This is a genomic window from Herbinix luporum (genome assembly GCF_900070325.1).
Taxonomy (GTDB): Bacteria; Bacillota; Clostridia; order Lachnospirales; family Lachnospiraceae; genus Mobilitalea; species Mobilitalea luporum.
Genome location: NZ_LN879430.1, coordinates 344331 through 365539, shown reverse-complemented (window position 1 = coordinate 365539; position 21209 = coordinate 344331). Strand labels below are relative to the sequence as shown.

Annotated in this window: 26 protein-coding genes; 1 reads left to right on the top strand and 25 read right to left on the bottom strand. The window is 35.7% G+C overall.

What is annotated here, in order from left to right; genetic code table 11:
- Window positions 1-3 precede the first annotated feature (3 nt).
- The 8 genes from SD1D_RS01805 to SD1D_RS01770 all read right to left on the bottom strand — a co-directional run bounded on the left by SD1D_RS01805 (window position 4) and on the right by SD1D_RS01770 (window position 7994).
- Window positions 4-516 carry a flagellar protein FlgN gene (locus SD1D_RS01805; protein ID WP_058257340.1) on the bottom strand — a complete coding sequence of 171 codons (513 nt, stop codon included), beginning with the start codon at window positions 514-516 and terminating at the stop codon, window positions 4-6.
- A 21-nt stretch (window positions 517-537) separates the two neighbouring features.
- Complete coding sequence (gene flgM / locus SD1D_RS01800) at window positions 538-816, bottom strand: flagellar biosynthesis anti-sigma factor FlgM (protein ID WP_058257339.1); 279 nt, start codon at window positions 814-816, stop codon at window positions 538-540.
- A 187-nt stretch (window positions 817-1003) separates the two neighbouring features.
- On the bottom strand, window positions 1004-2173 hold the full coding sequence (locus tag SD1D_RS01795; protein ID WP_058257338.1) for an ArsB/NhaD family transporter: 1170 nt from the start codon (window positions 2171-2173) through the stop codon (window positions 1004-1006).
- A gap of 123 nt (window positions 2174-2296) precedes the next feature.
- A complete protein-coding gene (locus SD1D_RS01790; RefSeq protein WP_058257337.1) occupies window positions 2297-3547 on the bottom strand; it encodes a S41 family peptidase in 1251 nt (416 codons plus the stop codon).
- Between the two features lie 19 nt (window positions 3548-3566).
- On the bottom strand, window positions 3567-4655 hold the full coding sequence (locus SD1D_RS01785) for a PucR family transcriptional regulator (RefSeq protein WP_058257336.1): 1089 nt from the start codon (window positions 4653-4655) through the stop codon (window positions 3567-3569).
- Window positions 4656-4904: 249 nt separating this feature from the next.
- Complete coding sequence (locus tag SD1D_RS01780) at window positions 4905-6020, bottom strand: ABC transporter ATP-binding protein (RefSeq protein WP_058257335.1); 1116 nt, start codon at window positions 6018-6020, stop codon at window positions 4905-4907.
- A 182-nt stretch (window positions 6021-6202) separates the two neighbouring features.
- Window positions 6203-7087 (bottom strand): YitT family protein, encoded by an 885-nt coding sequence (locus SD1D_RS01775; protein WP_058257334.1) that lies wholly within the window; start codon window positions 7085-7087, stop codon window positions 6203-6205.
- A gap of 67 nt (window positions 7088-7154) precedes the next feature.
- Window positions 7155-7994, bottom strand: coding sequence for a hypothetical protein (locus SD1D_RS01770; RefSeq protein ID WP_058257333.1), 840 nt, complete (start codon window positions 7992-7994; stop codon window positions 7155-7157).
- A gap of 128 nt (window positions 7995-8122) precedes the next feature.
- On the opposite strand from SD1D_RS01770, the gene ymfI reads away from it, so the two are divergent.
- Window positions 8123-8872, top strand: a complete 750-nt coding sequence (gene ymfI / locus SD1D_RS01765; RefSeq protein ID WP_058257332.1) for an elongation factor P 5-aminopentanone reductase — start codon at window positions 8123-8125, stop codon at window positions 8870-8872.
- Between the two features lie 31 nt (window positions 8873-8903).
- On the opposite strand, the gene SD1D_RS01760 is transcribed toward ymfI, so the two are convergent.
- From SD1D_RS01760 to SD1D_RS01680, 17 genes are all read right to left on the bottom strand, one after another.
- Window positions 8904-9938 carry a TRM11 family SAM-dependent methyltransferase gene (locus SD1D_RS01760; RefSeq protein ID WP_058257331.1) on the bottom strand — a complete coding sequence of 345 codons (1035 nt, stop codon included), beginning with the start codon at window positions 9936-9938 and terminating at the stop codon, window positions 8904-8906.
- Window positions 9939-10236: 298 nt separating this feature from the next.
- A complete protein-coding gene (locus SD1D_RS01755) occupies window positions 10237-10947 on the bottom strand; it encodes a hypothetical protein (protein WP_058257330.1) in 711 nt (236 codons plus the stop codon).
- 227 nt (window positions 10948-11174) lie between these two features.
- Complete coding sequence (rpsI, locus tag SD1D_RS01750; RefSeq protein WP_058257329.1) at window positions 11175-11567, bottom strand: 30S ribosomal protein S9; 393 nt, start codon at window positions 11565-11567, stop codon at window positions 11175-11177.
- A gap of 28 nt (window positions 11568-11595) precedes the next feature.
- Window positions 11596-12030 (bottom strand): 50S ribosomal protein L13, encoded by a 435-nt coding sequence (gene rplM / locus SD1D_RS01745; protein WP_058257328.1) that lies wholly within the window; start codon window positions 12028-12030, stop codon window positions 11596-11598.
- Between the two features lie 285 nt (window positions 12031-12315).
- Window positions 12316-12921 (bottom strand): DDE-type integrase/transposase/recombinase, encoded by a 606-nt coding sequence (locus SD1D_RS12375; protein WP_242955239.1) that lies wholly within the window; start codon window positions 12919-12921, stop codon window positions 12316-12318.
- 628 nt (window positions 12922-13549) lie between these two features.
- Window positions 13550-14308 carry a tRNA pseudouridine(38-40) synthase TruA gene (gene truA, locus SD1D_RS01735; RefSeq protein ID WP_058257327.1) on the bottom strand — a complete coding sequence of 253 codons (759 nt, stop codon included), beginning with the start codon at window positions 14306-14308 and terminating at the stop codon, window positions 13550-13552.
- A gap of 58 nt (window positions 14309-14366) precedes the next feature.
- Entirely contained in the window at window positions 14367-15188 is an 822-nt protein-coding gene (locus SD1D_RS01730; RefSeq protein ID WP_058257326.1) for an energy-coupling factor transporter transmembrane component T family protein, read from the bottom strand.
- A 43-nt stretch (window positions 15189-15231) separates the two neighbouring features.
- Window positions 15232-16086 (bottom strand): energy-coupling factor transporter ATPase, encoded by an 855-nt coding sequence (locus SD1D_RS01725; RefSeq protein ID WP_087758720.1) that lies wholly within the window; start codon window positions 16084-16086, stop codon window positions 15232-15234.
- A 39-nt stretch (window positions 16087-16125) separates the two neighbouring features.
- Complete coding sequence (locus tag SD1D_RS01720) at window positions 16126-16980, bottom strand: energy-coupling factor transporter ATPase (RefSeq protein WP_058257324.1); 855 nt, start codon at window positions 16978-16980, stop codon at window positions 16126-16128.
- Window positions 16981-17166: 186 nt separating this feature from the next.
- A complete protein-coding gene (locus SD1D_RS01715; protein WP_058257323.1) occupies window positions 17167-17703 on the bottom strand; it encodes a bL17 family ribosomal protein in 537 nt (178 codons plus the stop codon).
- A 35-nt stretch (window positions 17704-17738) separates the two neighbouring features.
- Window positions 17739-18698 carry a DNA-directed RNA polymerase subunit alpha gene (locus tag SD1D_RS01710; protein ID WP_058257322.1) on the bottom strand — a complete coding sequence of 320 codons (960 nt, stop codon included), beginning with the start codon at window positions 18696-18698 and terminating at the stop codon, window positions 17739-17741.
- A gap of 54 nt (window positions 18699-18752) precedes the next feature.
- On the bottom strand, window positions 18753-19349 hold the full coding sequence (gene rpsD / locus SD1D_RS01705; RefSeq protein WP_058257321.1) for a 30S ribosomal protein S4: 597 nt from the start codon (window positions 19347-19349) through the stop codon (window positions 18753-18755).
- A gap of 15 nt (window positions 19350-19364) precedes the next feature.
- Entirely contained in the window at window positions 19365-19766 is a 402-nt protein-coding gene (rpsK, locus tag SD1D_RS01700) for a 30S ribosomal protein S11 (RefSeq protein ID WP_058257320.1), read from the bottom strand.
- A 34-nt stretch (window positions 19767-19800) separates the two neighbouring features.
- Window positions 19801-20169, bottom strand: a complete 369-nt coding sequence (gene rpsM, locus SD1D_RS01695; RefSeq protein ID WP_058257319.1) for a 30S ribosomal protein S13 — start codon at window positions 20167-20169, stop codon at window positions 19801-19803.
- Window positions 20170-20445: 276 nt separating this feature from the next.
- Window positions 20446-20559, bottom strand: a complete 114-nt coding sequence (rpmJ, locus tag SD1D_RS01690) for a 50S ribosomal protein L36 (protein ID WP_020436478.1) — start codon at window positions 20557-20559, stop codon at window positions 20446-20448.
- Window positions 20560-20702: 143 nt separating this feature from the next.
- Complete coding sequence (gene infA, locus SD1D_RS01685) at window positions 20703-20921, bottom strand: translation initiation factor IF-1 (RefSeq protein ID WP_058257318.1); 219 nt, start codon at window positions 20919-20921, stop codon at window positions 20703-20705.
- Entirely contained in the window at window positions 20921-21202 is a 282-nt protein-coding gene (locus SD1D_RS01680) for a KOW domain-containing RNA-binding protein (RefSeq protein ID WP_058257317.1), read from the bottom strand. Before SD1D_RS01680 ends, infA begins: the two co-directional genes overlap by 1 nt.
- Window positions 21203-21209: the final 7 nt, after the last annotated feature.

Genomic DNA, 21209 nt, shown 5'->3' with positions numbered 1-21209 from the left:
TACTTACTGTTTTGCATCGAATATGCCACTTCCTAAGTTCTCACTTTTTTGAGAGGCAGATTTGGTATAAGTATTATCCCCCGGGGCCATCCTTGCACTTTGAAGAAAATTCATATTAAATTCTATCATTTCTAGGGATTGCTGTATTAAAGTTTTGTTTCTGTTATTTATATCTACTAAAACACCCACGGTTTCCTTGAGTTTATCATGTAGTAAGGATAACTTTTGCTTTTCCTCAGGTTGCCGGTCTAAAAGCCCAATTAATGTTGCTAAATTTAAGTTCTCATTCCTTTTACCAAGAACAGTCTTAATATCCTCCATTAGCTTGCCTCTGCTGTTTTCTAGGGCTGTAATTTTATCAATAGCCTTCTGCTCCTTAGCAGTAATCTCTTGCAAGGCTGTCGTATCATTTTTTACAATAATCTGTGTCTTTTCCCTTGCAATAGGGATAAGCTCCTTATATATTTCGTGTTCCTTATCTAATACACTGATTAATTCTTCAATTAAACTCGCCACATTTTACCTCATTTCCATAAACTAAATCAGTTCATCAAAATACCGACTAACTATTTTTTCAGCCACATCTTCCATACTTACATTATAGGTTCCGGATTCCATACGTTTCTTAATCTCATTAATTTTATCCTCTCTTACATCAGGAGTTTGATCCACAGCCTGCTTAGCTATACTGTAATCATTGGCTGTCTGAGATATTTCCAGCTTATCTTGAAAACTGCTTTTTTCTGTCTTTTTTACATTTCGAACTTTGCTTGTATTATAAATTTGATTTACCTTGTTATATGCTTCTATACGCATTATCTCACCACCTACTAAAAAAATTTTAACTTCTAATTCATTCTACTATTATATTCTATATTATTTATCGGATGATTTTGATTTAATATTATAGTTCTTTTAAAAAAAATGACATTTAACAAGTAGGCAAAGCCTAATAAACTTGATAAATGTCATTCTTATATGGCTTAATCTGGTCTTTGAAGACTTAGCTCCATATAAGCCATACTAATAAATATCCTGCTACTACTGCTGACAAAGTGAAAGGAACACTGATTTTCATAAAAGTAGGTGCACTAACATCATAGCCTTCTTTTCTAAGAATACCAAGTCCTGTAATATTAGCTGAAGCACCGATAGGGGTTATATTACCCCCAAGGGTGGCACCGATTAAAAGACCAAAGTATAATAAGTTTGCTTCAACACCTATTATACTTGATATTTCTCCTACAACCGGAAGCATGGTTGCCACATAGGGTATATTGTCAATAAAGGCGGAGAATAATACAGAAGCCCATACTACTAGAGAATATATTAAAAATACATTATCACCGCTGACTTTTACAAATATCTTACTAATCTCCTTAACCAAACCGGCTTCAGTAATTCCACCTATTACAATAAAAAGCCCGGCAAGAAGAAGTATTGTATCATAGTCTATGGATTTAAGGGCTTCAATAAATGTTTCTGTATCTTTAGTTTTAATAAACTTTCTTATTAGTCCTATTAAAAATAAGGTCATACATATGATTCCATTTATTAAGCCTTCAATGGCATCAGGCTTGTACTTCCCGGGAATAAAAGAATTGATAATTAGTAGTAATACTACTCCTACCAAAAGAACTGTAGGAAAATAATCCTCTACCTTTGTAAGCTCCTGTTTGTCAATAGGATCCTTTTCCTTACGAAAGACTATTACAAGAACTAAAGTAGCAACCAAGGCACCTGCTTCTACAATCCAGAAAAGCCCCGGTTTTCCCTCAAGAAAAAAGAAATCATTAAAGCTTAGGCCAGCATGTCCACCAAGCAAAATTGATACGGTATCTCCTACCAAGGTGGCCGCACCCTGTAAGTTAGATGAGACGGCAATGGCAATAACGCTATTTACAGGAGATATCTTAAGCTTTTTAGCTATGGTTACCGCCACAGGGGCAATCATTAATACGGTTGCCACATTATCAATAAAAGCAGATATAATTCCGGCAAATAAAGCCAAGGCTATTATAGCCCATTTTACATTGGGTACCAGATTAATGATCTGGTCGGCTAACAATGAGGGCATTTTAGATTCTATAAAGAAGCCTACTATACCCATGGTGCCGGCAATCATAAAAATAACATTCCAATCTACGGTAGCTATTACCTTGCTAATAGGCAAAATACCTCCTTTTCTACGCAATCTTCTGTATTTAATTGATTTACTGCGATGTCATTATTTTTTATTATCTTGTATATACCAGCATAAATTCCCCTTGAAGGGGAATTTATGCTGGTATATATTTTATTGTATTTGCTCCTTAATAACTTCTATGGCCTTTTGAAGTTGGTTATCCTTGTCATGGGGAATGGTTACTAATTGTTTTAACTCATCTAGCAATTCCACTTCTATATCCGGTTCAACACCGGTACCATTGAGACTTCGGCCTTTTGGTGTGAAATAATTAGATATAGTAAGCTTCACAGCCGTTCCGTCACTTAAAGGTATTATCTTTTGTACTATTCCCTTACCGAAACTGGTGGTACCCACTACGGTTCCGATTTCATAATCCTGTATAGCACCGGCAAATATTTCTGATGCACTGGCACTGTTACCGTTAATAAGTACAGCAAGAGGCTTATCAAACTTGTTGGGATCTTCTGCTCTTTCTTCCTCTCGGTTATGATATTTGTCTTCCGTATATACGATTAAGCCTTTGAAAATCAGGCGATCTAGCATCTGAACTACAGACTCTAAAAGACCACCGGGGTTGTTCCTAACATCAACAACAAGCCCCTTCATACCCATCTTTTCTAACTTATCTATGGCCTCATTAAATTGTGAAACAGTAATCTCATCAAATTCAATAATCTGTATATAACCTATATCGTCCTCAAGCATCTCATATTCTATTGTGGGTATATTTATCTTTTGCCTTACAATAGTAAAATCAATGGGTTCCGCTTCACCGTCCCGAATAATAGATATATTGACCTTAGTACCTTCCTTTCCTTTCATTTTACTGACAACTTCCGCCAAGTCCTTGCCGGTGACTTCTTCCCCTTCAACTTTATAGATAATGTCATCGGGGAGCAATCCCACCTTATATGCCGGTCCGTCCTTATAAGGTCTTACAATAGTAATTACTCCGGTTTTTCTATCCTGGCTTACAACAGCACCTATTCCATGATAAACACCGGATGAACTCTCCTGAAGGTTAGAGAATTCCTCCTTGGTGTAATATGTGGAATAAGGGTCGTTAAGGCCGGCTACAAATCCCTTGTATATTCCGGTAGCCAACGCTTCATTATCTACTTCATCCAGATAATAAGTATCAATCAACATCTGTAAAACAGATAGTTTGCTAACAATATGACCGTAAGGTTCTTCTTCATCTTCGGAGACTTTGGTATCCCCTATGGGAACTGTCTGTAGCCTGGGGGCATAAAAAAACGAAAATAGGCAGTCCCCATTAGCATAAAAACAAGTAAGGCACCGCACAGTCCCGTAAGAAACCCGGTCAAATAATTTTTCTTCATATACTCCTCCTAACATAGATAGTTCAAAGGGTAGTCTAATAATCCAACTGCTCCATATACTTCATGTATTTTACAACCATTAAAGCTATCTTAAAGGTAATAGCATCTTCAAATACACGAAGATCTAAGTTAGTATTTTTATGGAGTTTATCTAAGCGGTACACTAAAGTGTTCCTGTGAATATATAATTGTCTTGATGTTTCAGATACATTAAGATTGTTCTCGAAGAACTTATTGATTGTGGTTAAGGTCTCCTCATCAAAGTCATCCGGTGATTTGCCGTCAAATATCTCCTTAATGAACATCTTGCATAAAGGCATAGGAAGCTGATAAATCAATCTTCCGATTCCCAGATTATTATATGCCATTACATTTTTTCCACTATAGAATATCTTACCTACATCTAAAGCCATCTTGGCTTCCTTATAGGATCTTGAAACATCCTTTATCTCATTAACTATAGTACCATAAGCTACATAAACTTTAGTCATAGCTTCTGTATTTAGCATATCTAAGATAATCTTAGCCGTTTTGTTTAGATCCTCATAAGTTTCATTGGGCTTAACTTCTTTAACCAAGATTATGTTCTTCTCATCTACTGCTGTAATAAAATCCTTAGTTTTTCCGGAGAAAAGGCTGCGGACTGTTTCAAGGGCATTGGCATCCTTTTCATTCTTTGTCTCAATAATATATACTACTCTTCTAGCCTCTGAGTCAATATGGAGCTTTTTTGCTCGGTTGTAAATATCTACTAAGAGCAGATTATCAAGCAGCAAATTCTTTATAAAATTATCCTTATCATAACGTTCTTTATAAGCAACAAGAAGGTTCTGTATCTGGAAGGCGGCAATCTTACCCACCATAAATACATCCTCACTGTCACCCTTAGCTACAATAACATATTCCAACTGATGTTCCTCAAATACCTTAAAAAATTGATATCCTTGGATAGATTGGCTGTCGGCAGGAGAAGCTACAAATGATAAAACAATATTCTCATATTGTTCAGGATTTTCCACAGTGGAAGCTAGCACCTTACCTTCTGTATCCATAACGGAGATGTCAATTCTGGTAATGTTTTTTAACCCGTCTATAGTAGTCTGAAGAATTTGGTTAGATATCATATTTACACTCCTTTAGTATTATATTTCTATTTTCTCCTAAAATTCATAGAAGCTAGTCCCATTTTATCATTAATATAGTTAAAAGTAAACCATTTTATATAAAAATATGCAAGCTTTTTCGTACAATACTATCAAAACACTTATCTGGGAAGTTTGTTCGCCCATTAAACTAACAGAAATTGGTTTGTAAGAAAAATAGAAAATATAAAAAAAAGGGAACACCGAAGTGTCCCCATTAATAATCTTATATTAGTTTGTGATAACCTGTTCTGTATCTTTATCAAATACATGTAACTTAGACATATCAAATGCAATCTTAAGTACGTCATCAGGTCTTGCAGTTGTACGAGGATTTACACGAGCAGTAATCTCGATATCCTCATCAACTGTGAAGTATAGGAATACTTCTGCACCAAGAAGCTCATATACTCTTACGGTTGCTTCAATTACAGCCTCAGGATAATTGTTGATAAACATCTCTTCATCATGGATATCTTCTGAACGGATACCAATGATAACATTCTTATCAACATAGCCGCCTTCTACAACCTTCTTAGCCTTTGCTTCAGGAAGTCTTAAGGTGTTGCTTCCAAATTGAACGTATACATCTGAACCTCTCTGAAGAACAGTTGCTTCGATAAAGTTCATCTGAGGTGATCCCATAAAGCCTGCAACGAATAGGTTCTGAGGTTTATCGTAGAGGTTTTGAGGTGTATCAACCTGCTGAATTAATCCATCCTTCATAACAACAATTCTGGTACCAAGTGTCATAGCCTCGGTCTGGTCATGAGTAACGTAGATGAAAGTAGTCTGTAATTTCTGATGTAATTTAGAAATCTCTATACGCATCTGTACTCTTAGTTTAGCGTCCAAGTTTGATAAAGGCTCATCCATTAGGAAAACCTTAGGATTACGAACAATAGCACGACCCATAGCTACACGCTGTCTCTGACCACCGGAAAGAGCCTTAGGCTTACGATCTAATAAATGCTCGATGTCAAGAATCTTAGCTGCTTCATGAACAACCTTATCAATCTGATCCTTAGGAACTTTTCTTAATTTCAAACCGAATGCCATGTTATCATAAACTGACATATGGGGATATAGTGCGTAGTTCTGGAAAACCATCGCAATATCTCTATCCTTAGGTTCTACATCATTAACCAGTTTGTCGCCTATATAAAGCTCACCTTGTGTGATTTCCTCTAGACCAGCAATCATACGAAGTGTAGTTGACTTACCACATCCTGAAGGTCCAACGAAAATAATAAACTCTTTATCGGCAATTTCAAGATTAAAGTCTTTAACTGCCACTACACCGTTAGGATATTGCTTGGTAATATTCTTTAGAGATAAACTTGCCATTTCCTATCCTCCTAATATATTCAATATGTTCTTGTACTAATTTTATATGATTATGATACACTATTTAAATACTATAAACTATATCCCATTTTAACAAAATCAGTTTTTACCTTTTGTATAATTTGTATATTATAATAGAAATTAAGTATTTTTACCGATAAATCTAATATTTTTTGTTTTATTTACTGTTTATATTCGATAAAGCCCTCTCCCATGACTTCTCTAACATCGTTAACAATAACAAAAGAATTAGGGTCTATTTTCTTGGCTATCTCGGTTATTTTAACAATCTCCTTTTTAGAAACCACACAAAAAAGCATCTTTCTTTCCTTATTAGAATACATACCTGTAGAACTTAAACCGGTTACGCCTCGGTCAAGAGATGTCATAATCTCTTGGGCAATTTTATCGTATTCATCAGATATTATATAAGCCATTTTTGCAAATTTTAGACCCTCTAATAGGCCGTCAGAAACCTTGGCAGTAATGAAAACCGCTATAATTGCATATAAGGCATTACCAATTCCGAATACCAAGGCACCTAATATAATAATAGTACCGTCAACTATAGTAAGGATAGTGGGTACCGACATATGCCGGTTAAACCGTTGAATTAAAGTGGCCAAAAGATCAGTCCCTCCGGTAGATGCTGATACGGAAAATACCATACCCAAACCTACTCCGGTTATAGCCCCCCCTACTACTGCTGCCAGCAACATATCGTTAAACTGAAAATCATAAATAGGAATAACCGCCAAGGCTAATACATATGTTATAGTTCCTAAAGATACACTAAACATGGCCTTAATTCCTAAAAGTTTTATGGATACAAGGAAAAGAGGTATGTTGGTAATTACCGTAAAAATCCATACGGGCAAGCCCCCCTCCCAGATAAACTTAGTAAGCTCCTTTACCACAATGGCAAGACCGGCTAGGCCTCCTGTAACCAGCCCTAAGGGTTCAAAAATCAAATTAACTGCTACTGCCATTATTACAGAACCTACAACTATTGTCATATAATTTCTTAAATTATCAACTTTACTGTTTCTAGCTTTTCTAAATCCCATATAAACTTCGCCTTTCTTAATTTATTGGCATTATCCTTTGTTTTATAGTCTACTATTTTGATAGGCTTTATTCACCTATATAATCACCCATATAGCTTTTAAGTTGCATTGAAGCTTTGGAGTAATCAATGGTATATGCACTATTACTGTCTGTTCCTGCTATTAGGTCAAAGTGGATATCCTTACCCTGAATTTTTAGATAAGTTTCCATATAATTTAGCTTATCTTCATAAGACAGATTTGAATAAATCATATTATAAATATCTTTAATATAACTTCGCAGTTGTGTTTCTGTATCTATACTGTGCAAAAACTCTATAAATCCATCAGAAAACACTTCTTTAGGATAGCCATCCTCTGATGAATTATTTATATTATTTTTACCGGTAAACACTGTTTCATAAAGGCTGCTAGGCACCACAGAATAATAACTAATCTGTATATTAAGCAATTCTTCTATTATCAGTACTCCATATTCATATGCAATTTCCTTAGGGATATAACCTGTAATAGCAGAAAGCTTAAGAAATTGTGGAATTGAAGGTTTTATAAGGACAAGCTTACTATGTAGGGAATCAGACAAGGTAAGCTTTGTCTTAATAGGTATAGTTATATAAAAAAGCTTAACCTTCTTGCAATCTAAAATCTCAAGAACAATTTTTTTAATGCTGCCGTCATCTTCATCAACACAATAAATAAGATGTTTTGATACATCATCTAATCTAGCTTCAGTAATAGGCTGCTGCTTTTCAACCGGTGGAATAAATTCTTCATAGCCACCGTCTTCAATATCTAAAAAATGTACAACCAGTCTATAACTTAAGAGGCTGACAGCAAAAAAGAAAACAAAAAAAAGAAAAGACTTTAAAAATCCTGTGGCAAATAATTTACCTGCACTTTTTTTCATAATTCTACCTCACACCTTAACTATTTTACCATACAGAAAAAATCTAATCAACCACACTTTCGAACAGAAATAAGTTGTGATATACTGATTAAAATAATACAATCTACTAAATTTTTGAAGGTGATAAAATGTCCGCTATAAATATAGCTAACAGAAAAACAGTCTTAATAACAGGATCTTCTAAAGGGATAGGAAAGGCCATAGCATTAAGATTTGCTAAGGAAGGTTATAATCTTGTGATAAACGGCTCTAAAGATAAAGAGAAATTAGAAGAGACCAAAGCAGAAATAGAAAAATTTAATGTAGCCTGCCTAGCTTTCTTGGGAGATATGGGGGACTACCATAAAGTAAAAGAATTATTTAAGCTTATAAAAGAAGAATTTGGCCATTTAGATGTACTGGTTAACAATGCAGGAATATCTTATATTGGCCTTCTGTCAGATATGACTTGGCAAGATTGGGACAAGGTTATTCGCACCAATCTTACTTCTATATATAATTGCTGCTCATTAGCCATCCCTAATATGGTACAGAAGAAGGCGGGCAAGATTATTAATATATCCTCAGTCTGGGGCAATGTAGGTGCTTCATGTGAAGTTGCCTATTCAGCTTCAAAAGGGGGAATGAATGCCTTTACTAAAGCCCTTGCCAAAGAACTGGCTCCCAGTAATATTAAGGTTAATGCCGTCGCCTGTGGTGCTATAGATACTGAGATGAACAGTTTTCTTTCTGAGGAAGAATTATATCAGTTGAAAGAGGAAATACCCATGGGCAGGCTAGGTAGGAGCGATGAAGTGGCAGATTTGGTATATTATCTGGCTGAGAAGAATGAATATCTAACCGGCCAAGTTATTGGACTAGATGGAGGGTGGATATAATTTGGGTACCATTTTTTTGGTACTCAAATTTTTAATATATCTTACTTACCGCTTCATGAAAACCCTGTAATTTTCCTACTTTCTCTTTTCTTTTGTACCAGGCGGATATAACCACATCTGTACCTTTTCTATTTACCGGCTTTTCTATAAGAGGGCACAATTGTAAATCTTTCATACATAGCTTAAGTTCTTCGTATTGTTCTACTTGACACATAAAGACTATTCGCCCATTATAGCTTAAACACTTAGATAAATGTTCAAATACTTTTATGACACTATCAGTGGCAGCAGGGGAAAATGGAACTTCGGTTACTATTGCATCTATTACTGTATCCTCTAATATCACATCACTTGCATCCATAGCATAATGCTTATCTGCATATTTTTTTAATCCCGGTTCTAATACAGGATCAATATCCACACTAATTAGGGTAAGATGAGGTGCAATATATCGGGCCTCATGTAATATACCACCGCTGCCTGCGAAGGGATCCATTAAAGTCTTTGCTTTATATGGTACACAAAGATTAACCATTAACCTTGAATCCTCTACCGGTAAGGCCCTGCGACCTGTGTCGCTTCCATCTCCTCTATATCCTTTTACCTTTTTAATAAGCCCATCATTTCCATAGATAAAAAAATCTCTGTTGTGGGAAGAATGCTTTTTGTAAATGGCCCTATCTTGTTCGTAGTATTTATGTACAGAAAAAGGTATACCTTTCCACATTAATTTATTAACACTTACAAGCTCAGGTGTACTGTTTGCATCTGGGTTGTCAAAATCAAGTATATAAAACTTATCACAGTATCCTACATTTTTTAATAAGCTATGTAATAAGTTCCTCTTCTTTTTATTTATAAAAAAAGAAATTATTCCTTTAATATCACCTAAAGGACCGTTTATAATAAATAAACAGCCGATTTGTGATAAAACAAGAAATAATTCCAAAATAGCCAGTTGCTTGGCTTTAATTCGAGAGGATCTTAAGGAACATACCAACACATCATAATCTTCTCTATACTGCAATATACTATTTTTACTCACCTTTACATAATTTTTATTCATCATCGGTTCCTTATGTATATTTGCTCATTCTATTGTTTTATGTTTATAAATGATTCCATGTATTAACAATAGCATATTTTGTATCTGTTGCCAAGGTATGAAAGGGTAAATGAGCAACATACATAAGTTAATGTCTTGATGTTATTAGCAAATAAATAATAATAAATAGCATTCAAATTTATTAAAATATTAACATTACTATTTGTCATAGTTCCAATGGTTGGTTTAGATGATATATTATCCGTTCTTTATTCTAAATTTTGTGATTTGACATTATTAATTTCACTCAAAATTTGATTTAGTATCTCTTATTCTCTTGTATTAAGACTAGAATTTCTTTTTCACTTTTTGGGGTAAATGAACTATTATTTTTGTAATAACCTAAGGCAATACTTTTGGCAATAGATGATATTTCATCATTATCCAAATCAGATATCATCTTTACAAATGCTTCTGAATCCAATTCATATACTGTTGCTATAGTATGATTAAATAGTTCATCTTCATATCTATTTGATTTTAAGTTGTTTTCTATAAATCCCATGATAGTACTTTTATCAAAGGGTGCCGCTTCAAATGTTGAGCCTGAGAATGTTGTATCATCATCTAAACTAACAGTCTTATTATTTTGCAATGTATTAATAGTAATATTAATACATTCTAGGACAGTTCTACAATCTTCTGATAAATCGGAATCATCTTCAAGGTCATCTACAATACTTATAAATCCTTCAAAATCATCGTAAATAAAATAACTCACTAAAAGTGAGCAAACTTTACCTAGCTTATTATCAGTCAATCCTGATGCCGATTCTATAAAATCTTGGGGGCTTTTTAGGAAATCATTACCCAAGGTATAAGAGAGTGCTTCAGCCTCTGCTCCATCAATTCCATCAACTTGATCAAATAAGTCCTTAAAATTTGTAGTTGGTTGGTCATAAATTAAAGTTGATGTTTTCATTGAAAATACAGTTATTAATATACATAATATTTTAAATTTTGATTTCACTACTATACCCTCCTTAAAAAGGTAATTATATAAGATAATTCTACATAACATAATATGTGCAAATTGTCAAAACTTGTATTTTAAATTGGTTTTTATTTAAAAAGATTTTAAAATATTCAAATGTTACTAAATTGGTTCTATCCGGCTAATGCTTCTCTTAAATATTTTGTGGATAAAAATAATCCCCACAAACGTATAGTCTGTGGGGATTGTAATCTTTTTGATAACTATCTCTTGGAGAATTGTGGCGCACGTCTCGCTGCCTTTAAGCCGTACTTCTTTCTTTCCTTCATACGAGAATCTCTTGTTAAGAAGCCTGCTTTCTTTAATGCAGGACGATAGTCTGCATCTGCCTGTAATAAGGCTCTGGATATACCATGACGGATGGCACCTGCCTGGCCAGTGAATCCACCGCCTCTAACATTTACCATAACATCAAATTTATCCTGTGTATCTGTCAACATAAGAGGCTGACGTACAATCAGCTTCAATGTCTCCAGTCCAAAATAATCATCCATATCTCTTTTATTTATTGTAATTTTACCTGTTCCGGGTAATAAATATACTCTAGCAATACTGCTTTTTCTTCTACCGGTACCGTAATATCTTGCCTTAGCCAATGCTATTTCCTCCTTTCAACCTTTCCAATTAATATTTGATCTCTAATGCTTCCGGTTTCTGAGCTGCATGAGGATGCTCAGGTCCTGCATATACGTGTAACTTCTTTATCATAGATCTTCCTAAAGGTCCTTTTGGAAGCATTCCCTTTACTGCAAGGGTGATCACATCTGTGGGTTTTTTAGCCATCATCTCAGCTAAAGTTGTCTCTCTAACACCACCAACATGACCGGAATGGCTGAAATATGTCTTTTGTTCTAATTTCTTACCAGTTACTTTTATTTTATCTGCATTAACTACTATTACATAATCACCTGTATCAATAAAAGGTGTGTAAGTAGGTTTGTTTTTACCTCTTAATACTTTTGCAATCTCAGATGTGAGACGGCCTAATGTATGTCCTGTAGCATCAACTACGTACCATTTCTTTTCAACTGTAGCTGGGCTAGCCATATAACTCTTCATGGGTTTTCCTCCTTATGAAAATGAACATATTTTCACTCAAAATCGCAGCAAACTCGTTTTGCTGCCTAAATACTAACTTACGAATTATAGTCTTCACGTTCTTAAACACTTCTCCCGGGGCTGTGGCAAAAGTATTTTATCACGTCACATTTCTGTATTATATTACATGTCTATGGGTGTGTCAAGGGATTTTCTTAAATCTAGGCAAAAAATTTCTGAAGAAGTCAAACATTTGTGACACAGTCCATAAATTTTTCCTTCTGATTAATATCATTGATTTTTATACTAAGAAACATCTTTGAAATTAAATTCACTAACTATTTCATTTGGTGTTTTAAAATTAAGTATCTTCTTTGGTATATTGTTATATCTATTTGCGTATCTATAAAATGATTTTTCCATTTCTCTATAGCTAATAAATCGTTTCTTCTTATAAAACCTTTCATTATCTATCCTATGGCTACGTTCTACAATTCCATTCTGCCATGGTGAATATGGACGTGTCCTTTTATGCTTTATATTAAGTCGTTTTAAGACTCTTTGGAATCTTGTCTTCTTGCTTGTTCGTTCTGAATCATTAACAAATTCAAACCCATTGTCTGTTTGGACTAGATCTACCTTAAATCCTAGATTCTCTTCCAGTCTTGTCAGAAAATTTGATGTTGTAAATGTACTGTTTTCATTGACTAGCTCCATATATCTTTTTCTTGAATATTCATCAATTGCTGTTATTTGATAGTATCTACTTTGGTTACTGGAAAAGCCTATACATTCAACAGGTACGAATTTCACATCTATCTGAACACGTTCACCTGGATATGTTGAGGTGACTTTCTTATAGCTACTCTTAGGATAGCTTTTAGGTTTCACTGTACGCTTGTTTAATTTCATCTTCCTTATTTGTCTACACATAGCATCGTAGCACCTTGTATATCCGTTATCTCTTAGTTTTCGATATACTTGTGCAAGACCTTCATACCCGTGATAACGATACATATGCTTAATTAGCTTTAATTCATCCTTTGTATGTTGATTTGGGTGTGAATGAGGTCTTGTGCTTCTGTTAGCTAAAGAATGAACTGTTCCGTCATATTTCTTTCTCCAGCGTTAAACCTGTTGGCGACTTGTATGATATCTTCTAGCTGCTTTTGCGTTATTATTATATTTGATAGCATATTTAACTACTCTTTGACGAAACCTCATCTCTTCTGTTATAATAGTTTTCAAAAGAAAGCTCCTTCCGATACTTGTTTGTTTTGGTCAACTTACATTATATCAGAAGACTTTCTTTTTTTTATTTTCTTGTCACAAATGTATTATCTCACTACAAGTTGAAACATAAAATTTTTTTCGTCATTTTGTCTAATTTGGGGAGATAATATAGGATTATGTTGTAAAATAGTACAATATTATGTCGAAACATACGATTTATATCTCTTCAGCAAATTCAACAACTTCAAAACTGCAGATACCTGCTATCACATCCATTCTAGTTTTTTGCTTTAATATAATAAAAAAATCACTCCTTAAAAATCTGGTTCATATCATACTCTATGCAGCTTAAAGTCAGTCCATGGGCAGGGGCTGTAGGACCTGCCAGGCTTCTGTCTAGTCCCTTAAGTATTTTCACCATATCTTTAGGAGCAATTCGGCCTCTTCCCACTTCAATTAAAGTTCCTACTATAATACGAACCATATTATATAAAAAGCCGTTGCCACAAACAGTTATTTTAATTAAATAACCTTCTTTTTCTACCTGCAACTTATAAATTCTTCTTACTGTACTGGATACCTGGGTATTAACAGAACAAAAACTTTTAAAATCATGCTCTCCCACCAAGTATCCTGCCGCTTCTTCCATGGCCCCTATATCCATATCATAGTAGACAAAATGTGAATATAATCTTTCCGTAGGAACAGCTATATTTCTGTTTATAATCTTGTATTCATATGTCTTTTTGCTTTCTACTTTTCTTGGATGAAACCATAGGGGTACCTCCACAGAGCTTTGTGCCCTTATATCCCAGGGAAGATACCTATTTAAGGCATAGCAGATTTTTTCCGGGGGAATCCTAGATACGGTATTAAAAACTGCTACATTTCCTTTTGCATGGACACCGGAATCTGTACGGCTGGCACCGATAACTGTTATATCTTCCTGTAACAGCTCTGATAAGGCCTTATTTACAACCCCTTCTATAGTAGTCTTACCGGGCTGAACTTGCCAACCATGATAATTGGTTCCGTCATATGCAACTTCTAATTTAATTCTTCTCATATATACACCACAACTTATCTTCTTGTAATAAGTACATCATATCATAATTGTTAATATTTTACAATAATCCGGGCAGTCGATTTTCTATAATGCTTATAGTAATTACACAAGCAAGGTATAATGCTAATATTCCATAAGCAAAATAATCCTTACTTTCATACTGTAAGGGCTTCATCTTGGTCCTTCCTTGGCCTCCCCGATAGCACCTAGCCTCCATGGCCATGGCAAGATCAAGGGCTCTTCTAAAGGCCGATACAAATAAGGGAACTAATAATGGGATAAGACTCTTTGCTCTTTTAATTAAACCCCCTGATTCAAAGTCAGCTCCCCTTGCCATCTGAGCCTTCATTATCTTATCGGTTTCATCTACCAATATGGGTATAAAACGAAGAGCTATGGACATCATCATGGCAATTTCATGGACCTGTACCTTAAAAACAGTCAAGGGACTAAGGAGTCTTTCTAAACCGTCAGTTAATTGATTAGGGGTTGTAGTATAGGTCATCATGGATGAACCTACTAAAAGTAATGTAAGCCTGCTACCCATAAATATTGAGGAATAAAGTCCCTGCTTTGTGACTTTTAAAAAACCTAACCTAAATATAATATCTCCCTTTGTAAGAAACATATTAAAGGCCATGGTAAATAAAAGTATAAACATAATTGATTTTAGTCCCCGTATGATAAACTTTAAAGGTACCTTAGACAGTTTAATAATTGATGCCAAAAAAATAATAACTGCTATATACCCATAAAAGGTATCAAATAAAAATATAGATATTATATATAACATGGTTCCACTCAGCTTCAATCTAGGATCAAGACGATGGAGAATGGAATCTGCCGGATAATATTGTCCAATTGTTATATCTCGAATCATAACTCGCTCACTTTCCCAAGGTTTTATTTATACCAGGCAAATTTTATGCATATCCTTTAAGTGCCTTTAGTATCTCATCCTTTGCTTCTGATACTGTGGTTACATCGGGATTAAGACTAAAGCCCTTTTCCTTTAAGGCATTCATTACATAAGTAACCTGAGGGGCAGCCAGATGGATTTCTTCCAGTTCCTTGTATCTTGAAAATACCTTGTCAGGCTTTTCATCCATAGCCAACCTTCCCTGATTCATAACCAGAAGACGGTCCACATATTTTGCGGCATCCTCCATACTATGGGTAACCAAAATTACAGTTATTTTGCTCTCTTTATGAAGCTTTGCAATCTGGTCTAGTATCTCATCTCTTCCCCTGGGATCTAAGCCTGCTGTTGGCTCGTCCAGAATAAGAACATCCGGTTTCATAGCCAGGATGCCTGCTATGGCCACTCTTCTTTTTTGTCCCCCTGATAATTCAAAGGGGGAAGCATCCAGTAGGTCTTCCCCTATTCCTACCATTTTCAAGGCTTCATAGGTACGAAGATCAGCTTCTAGCTTTTCTAGTCCTAAGTTTTTAGGTCCAAAATACACATCTTTAAATACAGTAGTTTCAAAAAGCTGGTGTTCAGGATATTGAAAGACTAGTCCTACCTTATTTCTTAATTGCCGCATATTATAGTTCTTATGGTAGATATTATCCCCGTTAAAATAGATTTTTCCACTGGTGGCCTTCATTAAGCCATTCATATGTTGTATCAGAGTAGATTTACCGGAACCGGTATGTCCGATAAGGCCGATAAATTCTCCCTTATTTATCTTAAGGTTGATATCTTTAAGGGCATGCTTTTCAAAACTTGTTCCACTGCCGTAGACATAATTTACATTTTCAAATACTATCTGCAATATTATCACCTGCCATCTTATAAAATCCCTGTTAATTATTTACATTTTTAACCTTACTAAAGCTTCCACCAGTTCATCCACTGATAATATACCTTCCGGAATATCAAGCCCGGCCTTTCTTAGTTCAAACCCTAATTCAGTTACTTGAGGTACATCCAGTCGGTATTTCTTTATCTCATCCACCCTAGAGAATATTTCCCTCGGTGTCCCTTCCATAACTACTTTTCCTTTTTCCATAACAAATACTTTATCCGCATTGATTACCTCATCCATATGATGGGTAATTAGCAGTATTGTTATTTTTTCTTCCCTGTTAAGTTTTAGTACTGTATCAATAACTTCTTTACGTCCGTCGGGATCTAACATGGCAGTAGGCTCATCTAATACTATGCACTCCGGCTTCATGGCCATTATTCCTGCTATGGCCACCCTTTGTTTTTGACCACCGGAAAGTTTATTGGGGGAATGTTTTCTATATTCCAACATGCCCACGGCTTTTAGGCTGTCTTCTACTCTTTGCCAAATTTCTTTGGTGGGAACTCCTAAGTTCTCAGGGCCAAACCCTACATCATCTTCTACCACGGAAGATATAATTTGATTATCGGGATTTTGAAAGACCATGCCGGCACTTCTTCTGATTTCCCATATATTATCCTCTTTAGCTGTACTTAGTCCATTTACCCATACAGTTCCTTCTGATGGATACAGTATTGCATTAATATGTTTGGCAAGGGTGGATTTACCTGAACCGTTAGCTCCAAGAATTGCAATAAAATCGCCCCTCTTAACATCAAGGCTAACTCCGTCTATGGCCCTATTAATACTTTCCACATTGCCCTCTTCATCTCTTCTTATATATTCATATGCTAGATCCCGAACCTTAATCATTTCCATACTGCATCCTCATTTCTCTACTATAGCTTTATATAACATATTTCTTTCTTCATCTTTATCACACTAATGTGTCAAATGATATTTTAACTTCTAAGAAGTATATCCTATCTGCTAATTATAGTCAAGATAGATAGTGTAAAAAGAGGACGTTAACTTTAATAAGTTGTACGTCCCCTAATTTTTTATTTACACTAATTCAATTAAAACTTCCATCGCTGCATCGCCTTTACGAGGCCCGATTTTTACTATTCTTGTATATCCACCGTTACGGTTTGCATACTTAGGTGCAATTTCCTCAAATAATTTATCGGATAAATTGATAGATTTTGTATTTCTCTTTCTACCGGCATTCTCCTGGGGCACCTCAGTAACAGAATAAAGATATTTCATCATTTGCTTTCTTGCATGAAGACGGGAAGCGCTATCCTTCTTAATAGTCTTTTCTACTTCATCATATACGGTAACTTTCTTACCGTCTACTACTTCCTTAACTCTTTTGCCGTCTTTATCCTTACGTGCAACCTTAGCTTTTACTGTAACAGTTTCATAGTTATCTTTTTCTTTTACAGCAAGCGCAATCATGTGTTCAGCAATTTTGCGGATTTCTTTGGCTTTAGCTTCGGTTGTAACGATTTTACCATGATATAATAAATTGGTAACTTGGTTTCTAAGTAAAGCTTTTCTCTGACTTGATGTCCTACCAAGCTTTCTGTAACCTGCCATGTCTTTCCCTCCTTTGAATCATTCTCTTAACTGATTTAGTCCTCGCTCTGTTTTAAGGATAAACCGAGCTCTTTCAGTTTTGACAATACTTCTTCTAATGACTTACGGCCAAGATTTCTTACCTTCATCATATCTTCAGCAGTCTTATTCGTAAGTTCTTCGACAGTATTGATGCCTGCCCTCTTTAAGCAGTTATATGAGCGAACTGATAACTCCAATTCGTCTATACTCATCTCGAGCACTTTTTCTTTTTCATTGTCTTCCTTTTCTACCATGATTTCTGCATTCTTAGCATGCTCAGATAAATCAATAAAGGAATCCAGATGAACGCTTAACACCTTCGCTGCCAGACTAAGGGCTTCATCCGGTGCCAATGTACCGTCTGTATATACATCTAAGGTTAGTTTGTCATAGTCAGTAATCTGCCCTACACGGGTATTCTCGACAAATAGATTGACACGTTCTACCGGTGTATATATAGAATCAATCGGGATTACGCCGATTGGCAGGTCATCTTTCTTGTTTTTATCCGCGCTGACATAACCTCGTCCGTTTGTTATTGTAAGCTCCATATATAATCTACTGTCCGGGCCGCCACATAAGGTAGCTATCACCTGGTCTGGATTAAGTATCTCGATATCCGGGTCAGCCTGTATATCCCCTGCTGTAACTACAACTTCGCCTTCAGCCTCGATATAAGCAACTTTGGGCTCATTGGTATCACTAGTGTTTTTGATTGCCAGCTCTTTGATATTCATAATGATTTCAGTAACATCTTCCTTTACACCAGGAACAACACTGAACTCATGAACTACTCCGTCAATCTTAATTTGGCTTACAGCAGTGCCGGGTAGTGAGGATAGCATAATTCTTCTAAGAGAATTACCTAGGGTTGTACCGTATCCTCTTTCTAACGGTTCTACTACAAAACGGCCAAACTTCTTATCTTCGGAAATTTCTGCAATCTCTATATTGGGTTTTTCAAAATCAAACACAACAGGACCCTCCTTCTGGGTTATTTGAGTTGATCACCAATCTAATTATTGTTATTATTTGGAGTACAACTCGACAATTAACATTTCATCAACCGGGACATCGATTTGGTCTCTTGTAGGAACTTCCTTAACTGTACCGGTTAAATTCTCCTGGTCAGCTTCTAACCAAGCAGGTACAGTTCTTCCGGCAGTCACCTCTAAGATATCTTTATATCTTTGAGTACGTTTGCCTTTTTCTCTAATCTCTATAGTATCTCCGGCCTTTACTGTGTAAGACGGAATATTTACGCACTTACCGTTTACTAAAACATGCTTGTGGCTTACAATCTGTCTTGCCTCAGATCTTGTTCTAGCAAATCCTAAGCGGAAAATTACATTGTCTAATCTTAGCTCTAATAAAGTTAAAAGGTTTTCACCGGCTGTGCCGCCTTTCATCTTCTGAGCTCTGTCAAATAAATTTCTAAAAGGTTTTTCCAGCATGCCATATATAAATTTGGCTTTCTGTTTTTCTCTTAACTGCAGTCCATATTCACTGGTTTTCTTTCCCGCTCTGGAGAAGGACCTATTGGATTTTTTATCAATACCCAGATATGCCGGTTCTATACCTAAGGATCTGCATCTTTTTAATACTGGACCCATATCTCTAGCCATTTTCTCTACCTCCTATCAGACTCTTCTGCGTTTTGGCGGACGACATCCGTTATGTGGAACAGGTGTTACGTCCCTGATACTTGTTACTTCAATTCCGCATGCCTGAATTGCACGGATAGCAGCTTCCCTGCCTGAACCGGGGCCTTTAACCATAACTTCTACGGATTTTAAACCATGAACAAGTGCCGCTTTTGCTGCTGTTTCTGCTGCCATTTGAGCTGCGTAAGGAGTTGATTTTCTTGAACCTCTGAAGCCTAATCCACCGGCACTAGCCCAAGAAAGTGCGTTTCCTTCTGCATCTGTCAGCGTAACTATTGTATTATTAAAAGATGACTGAATGTGTGCCTGTCCACGTTCTACGTTCTTTTTGACACGCCTTTTAGTCCCTTTTTTAGCTGCCGCTATTTTCTTAGCCATTTAAACAAACCCTCCTATTGGATTATCTACCAGATTATTTCTTCTTATTAGCAACTGTTCTCTTAGGACCCTTCCTGGTTCTGGCATTGGTCTTTGTTCTTTGACCTCTTACCGGAAGTCCCTTTCTATGACGGATTCCTCTATAACATCCAATTTCTTGTAATCTCTTAATGTTAAGTGCGATCTCTCTTCTTAAATCACCCTCAACAGTCTGTGTCTCATCGATAACATCACGGATCCTAGCCGCCTCATCATCAGTTAAATCTCTGACGCGGGTGTTAGGGTCAACATTTGCTTCGGCAAGAATACGTCTCGCACTTACTCTTCCTATACCATATATATAGGTAAGACCTACTTCTATGCGCTTATCTCTTGGTAAATCTACACCACTGATACGAGCCATGTGTATAGTACACCTCCAACATAATATTGTTTTATATTTCAATGTTTTTACCGTAACAGATCTTAATCTATTACGTCAGCCGCTTTAAATTGTAACAAACATACAAACCCTATGCTTGCTAAGATTCCATGATGACGGTCATGGTTTATCTTAAGGCAGATATTATCCACCCACAATATCACAATCTCCTCTGCCTAGGGCAGATAGTTGTAACACAAAAAGCAAGAACTATATATTTAAAACAATAGAGGATTTTTACTTCCAATCTACTGTAAATTAGCCTTGTCTTTGTTTGTGTTTAGGGTTTTCACAGATTACTCTGATGCTTCCCTTTCTTCTAATAATTTTGCATTTTTCGCAAATCGGTTTTACTGATGATCTTACTTTCACAGTAATTCACCCCTTTCAAAAAAGTCCGCTTATTATTATATCACCGCAGAAATATAATAGCAAGCAATTTTTTTCTATATATCTACAATATGTTTCTCGACATATTTCATCGAAGTAGCTACATATTAAAAGATATCAAAGTCTTATTTATCACGCCATATAATTCTTCCTTTGGTCAAATCATAGGGTGATAATTCTAATGTAACCCTATCACCAGGTACTATTTTTATAAAATTCATGCGCAGTTTGCCACTGATATGAGCCAACACCCTGTGCCCATTCTCCAGTTCAACCTGAAACATCGCATTAGGCAGCTTCTCTACCACAGTACCTTCAATTTCAACTACATCGGATTTTGACATCACTCATCCTCCTTTTCTGAAATTTCAACCTGTAACATCTTGATGGCTCTTTTAATCTCTTCATTTCTTACCGTCTTATTTTTTATTGCTTCGGCAAGATTTTGATCAAAATATTTTAACCTGTTTACATGCTTCAAATTCTTCTTTTTTGGATAATCCAAGGTTCTAATCTTTCCATCCACTAAATATACATATTCATTATGGGAATTAATTATTACATAACATTTTCCGGCGTCTCTGCCCGATTTTGATATGACAAAAGTTCCTACTAAATCCTGCATTTAACAA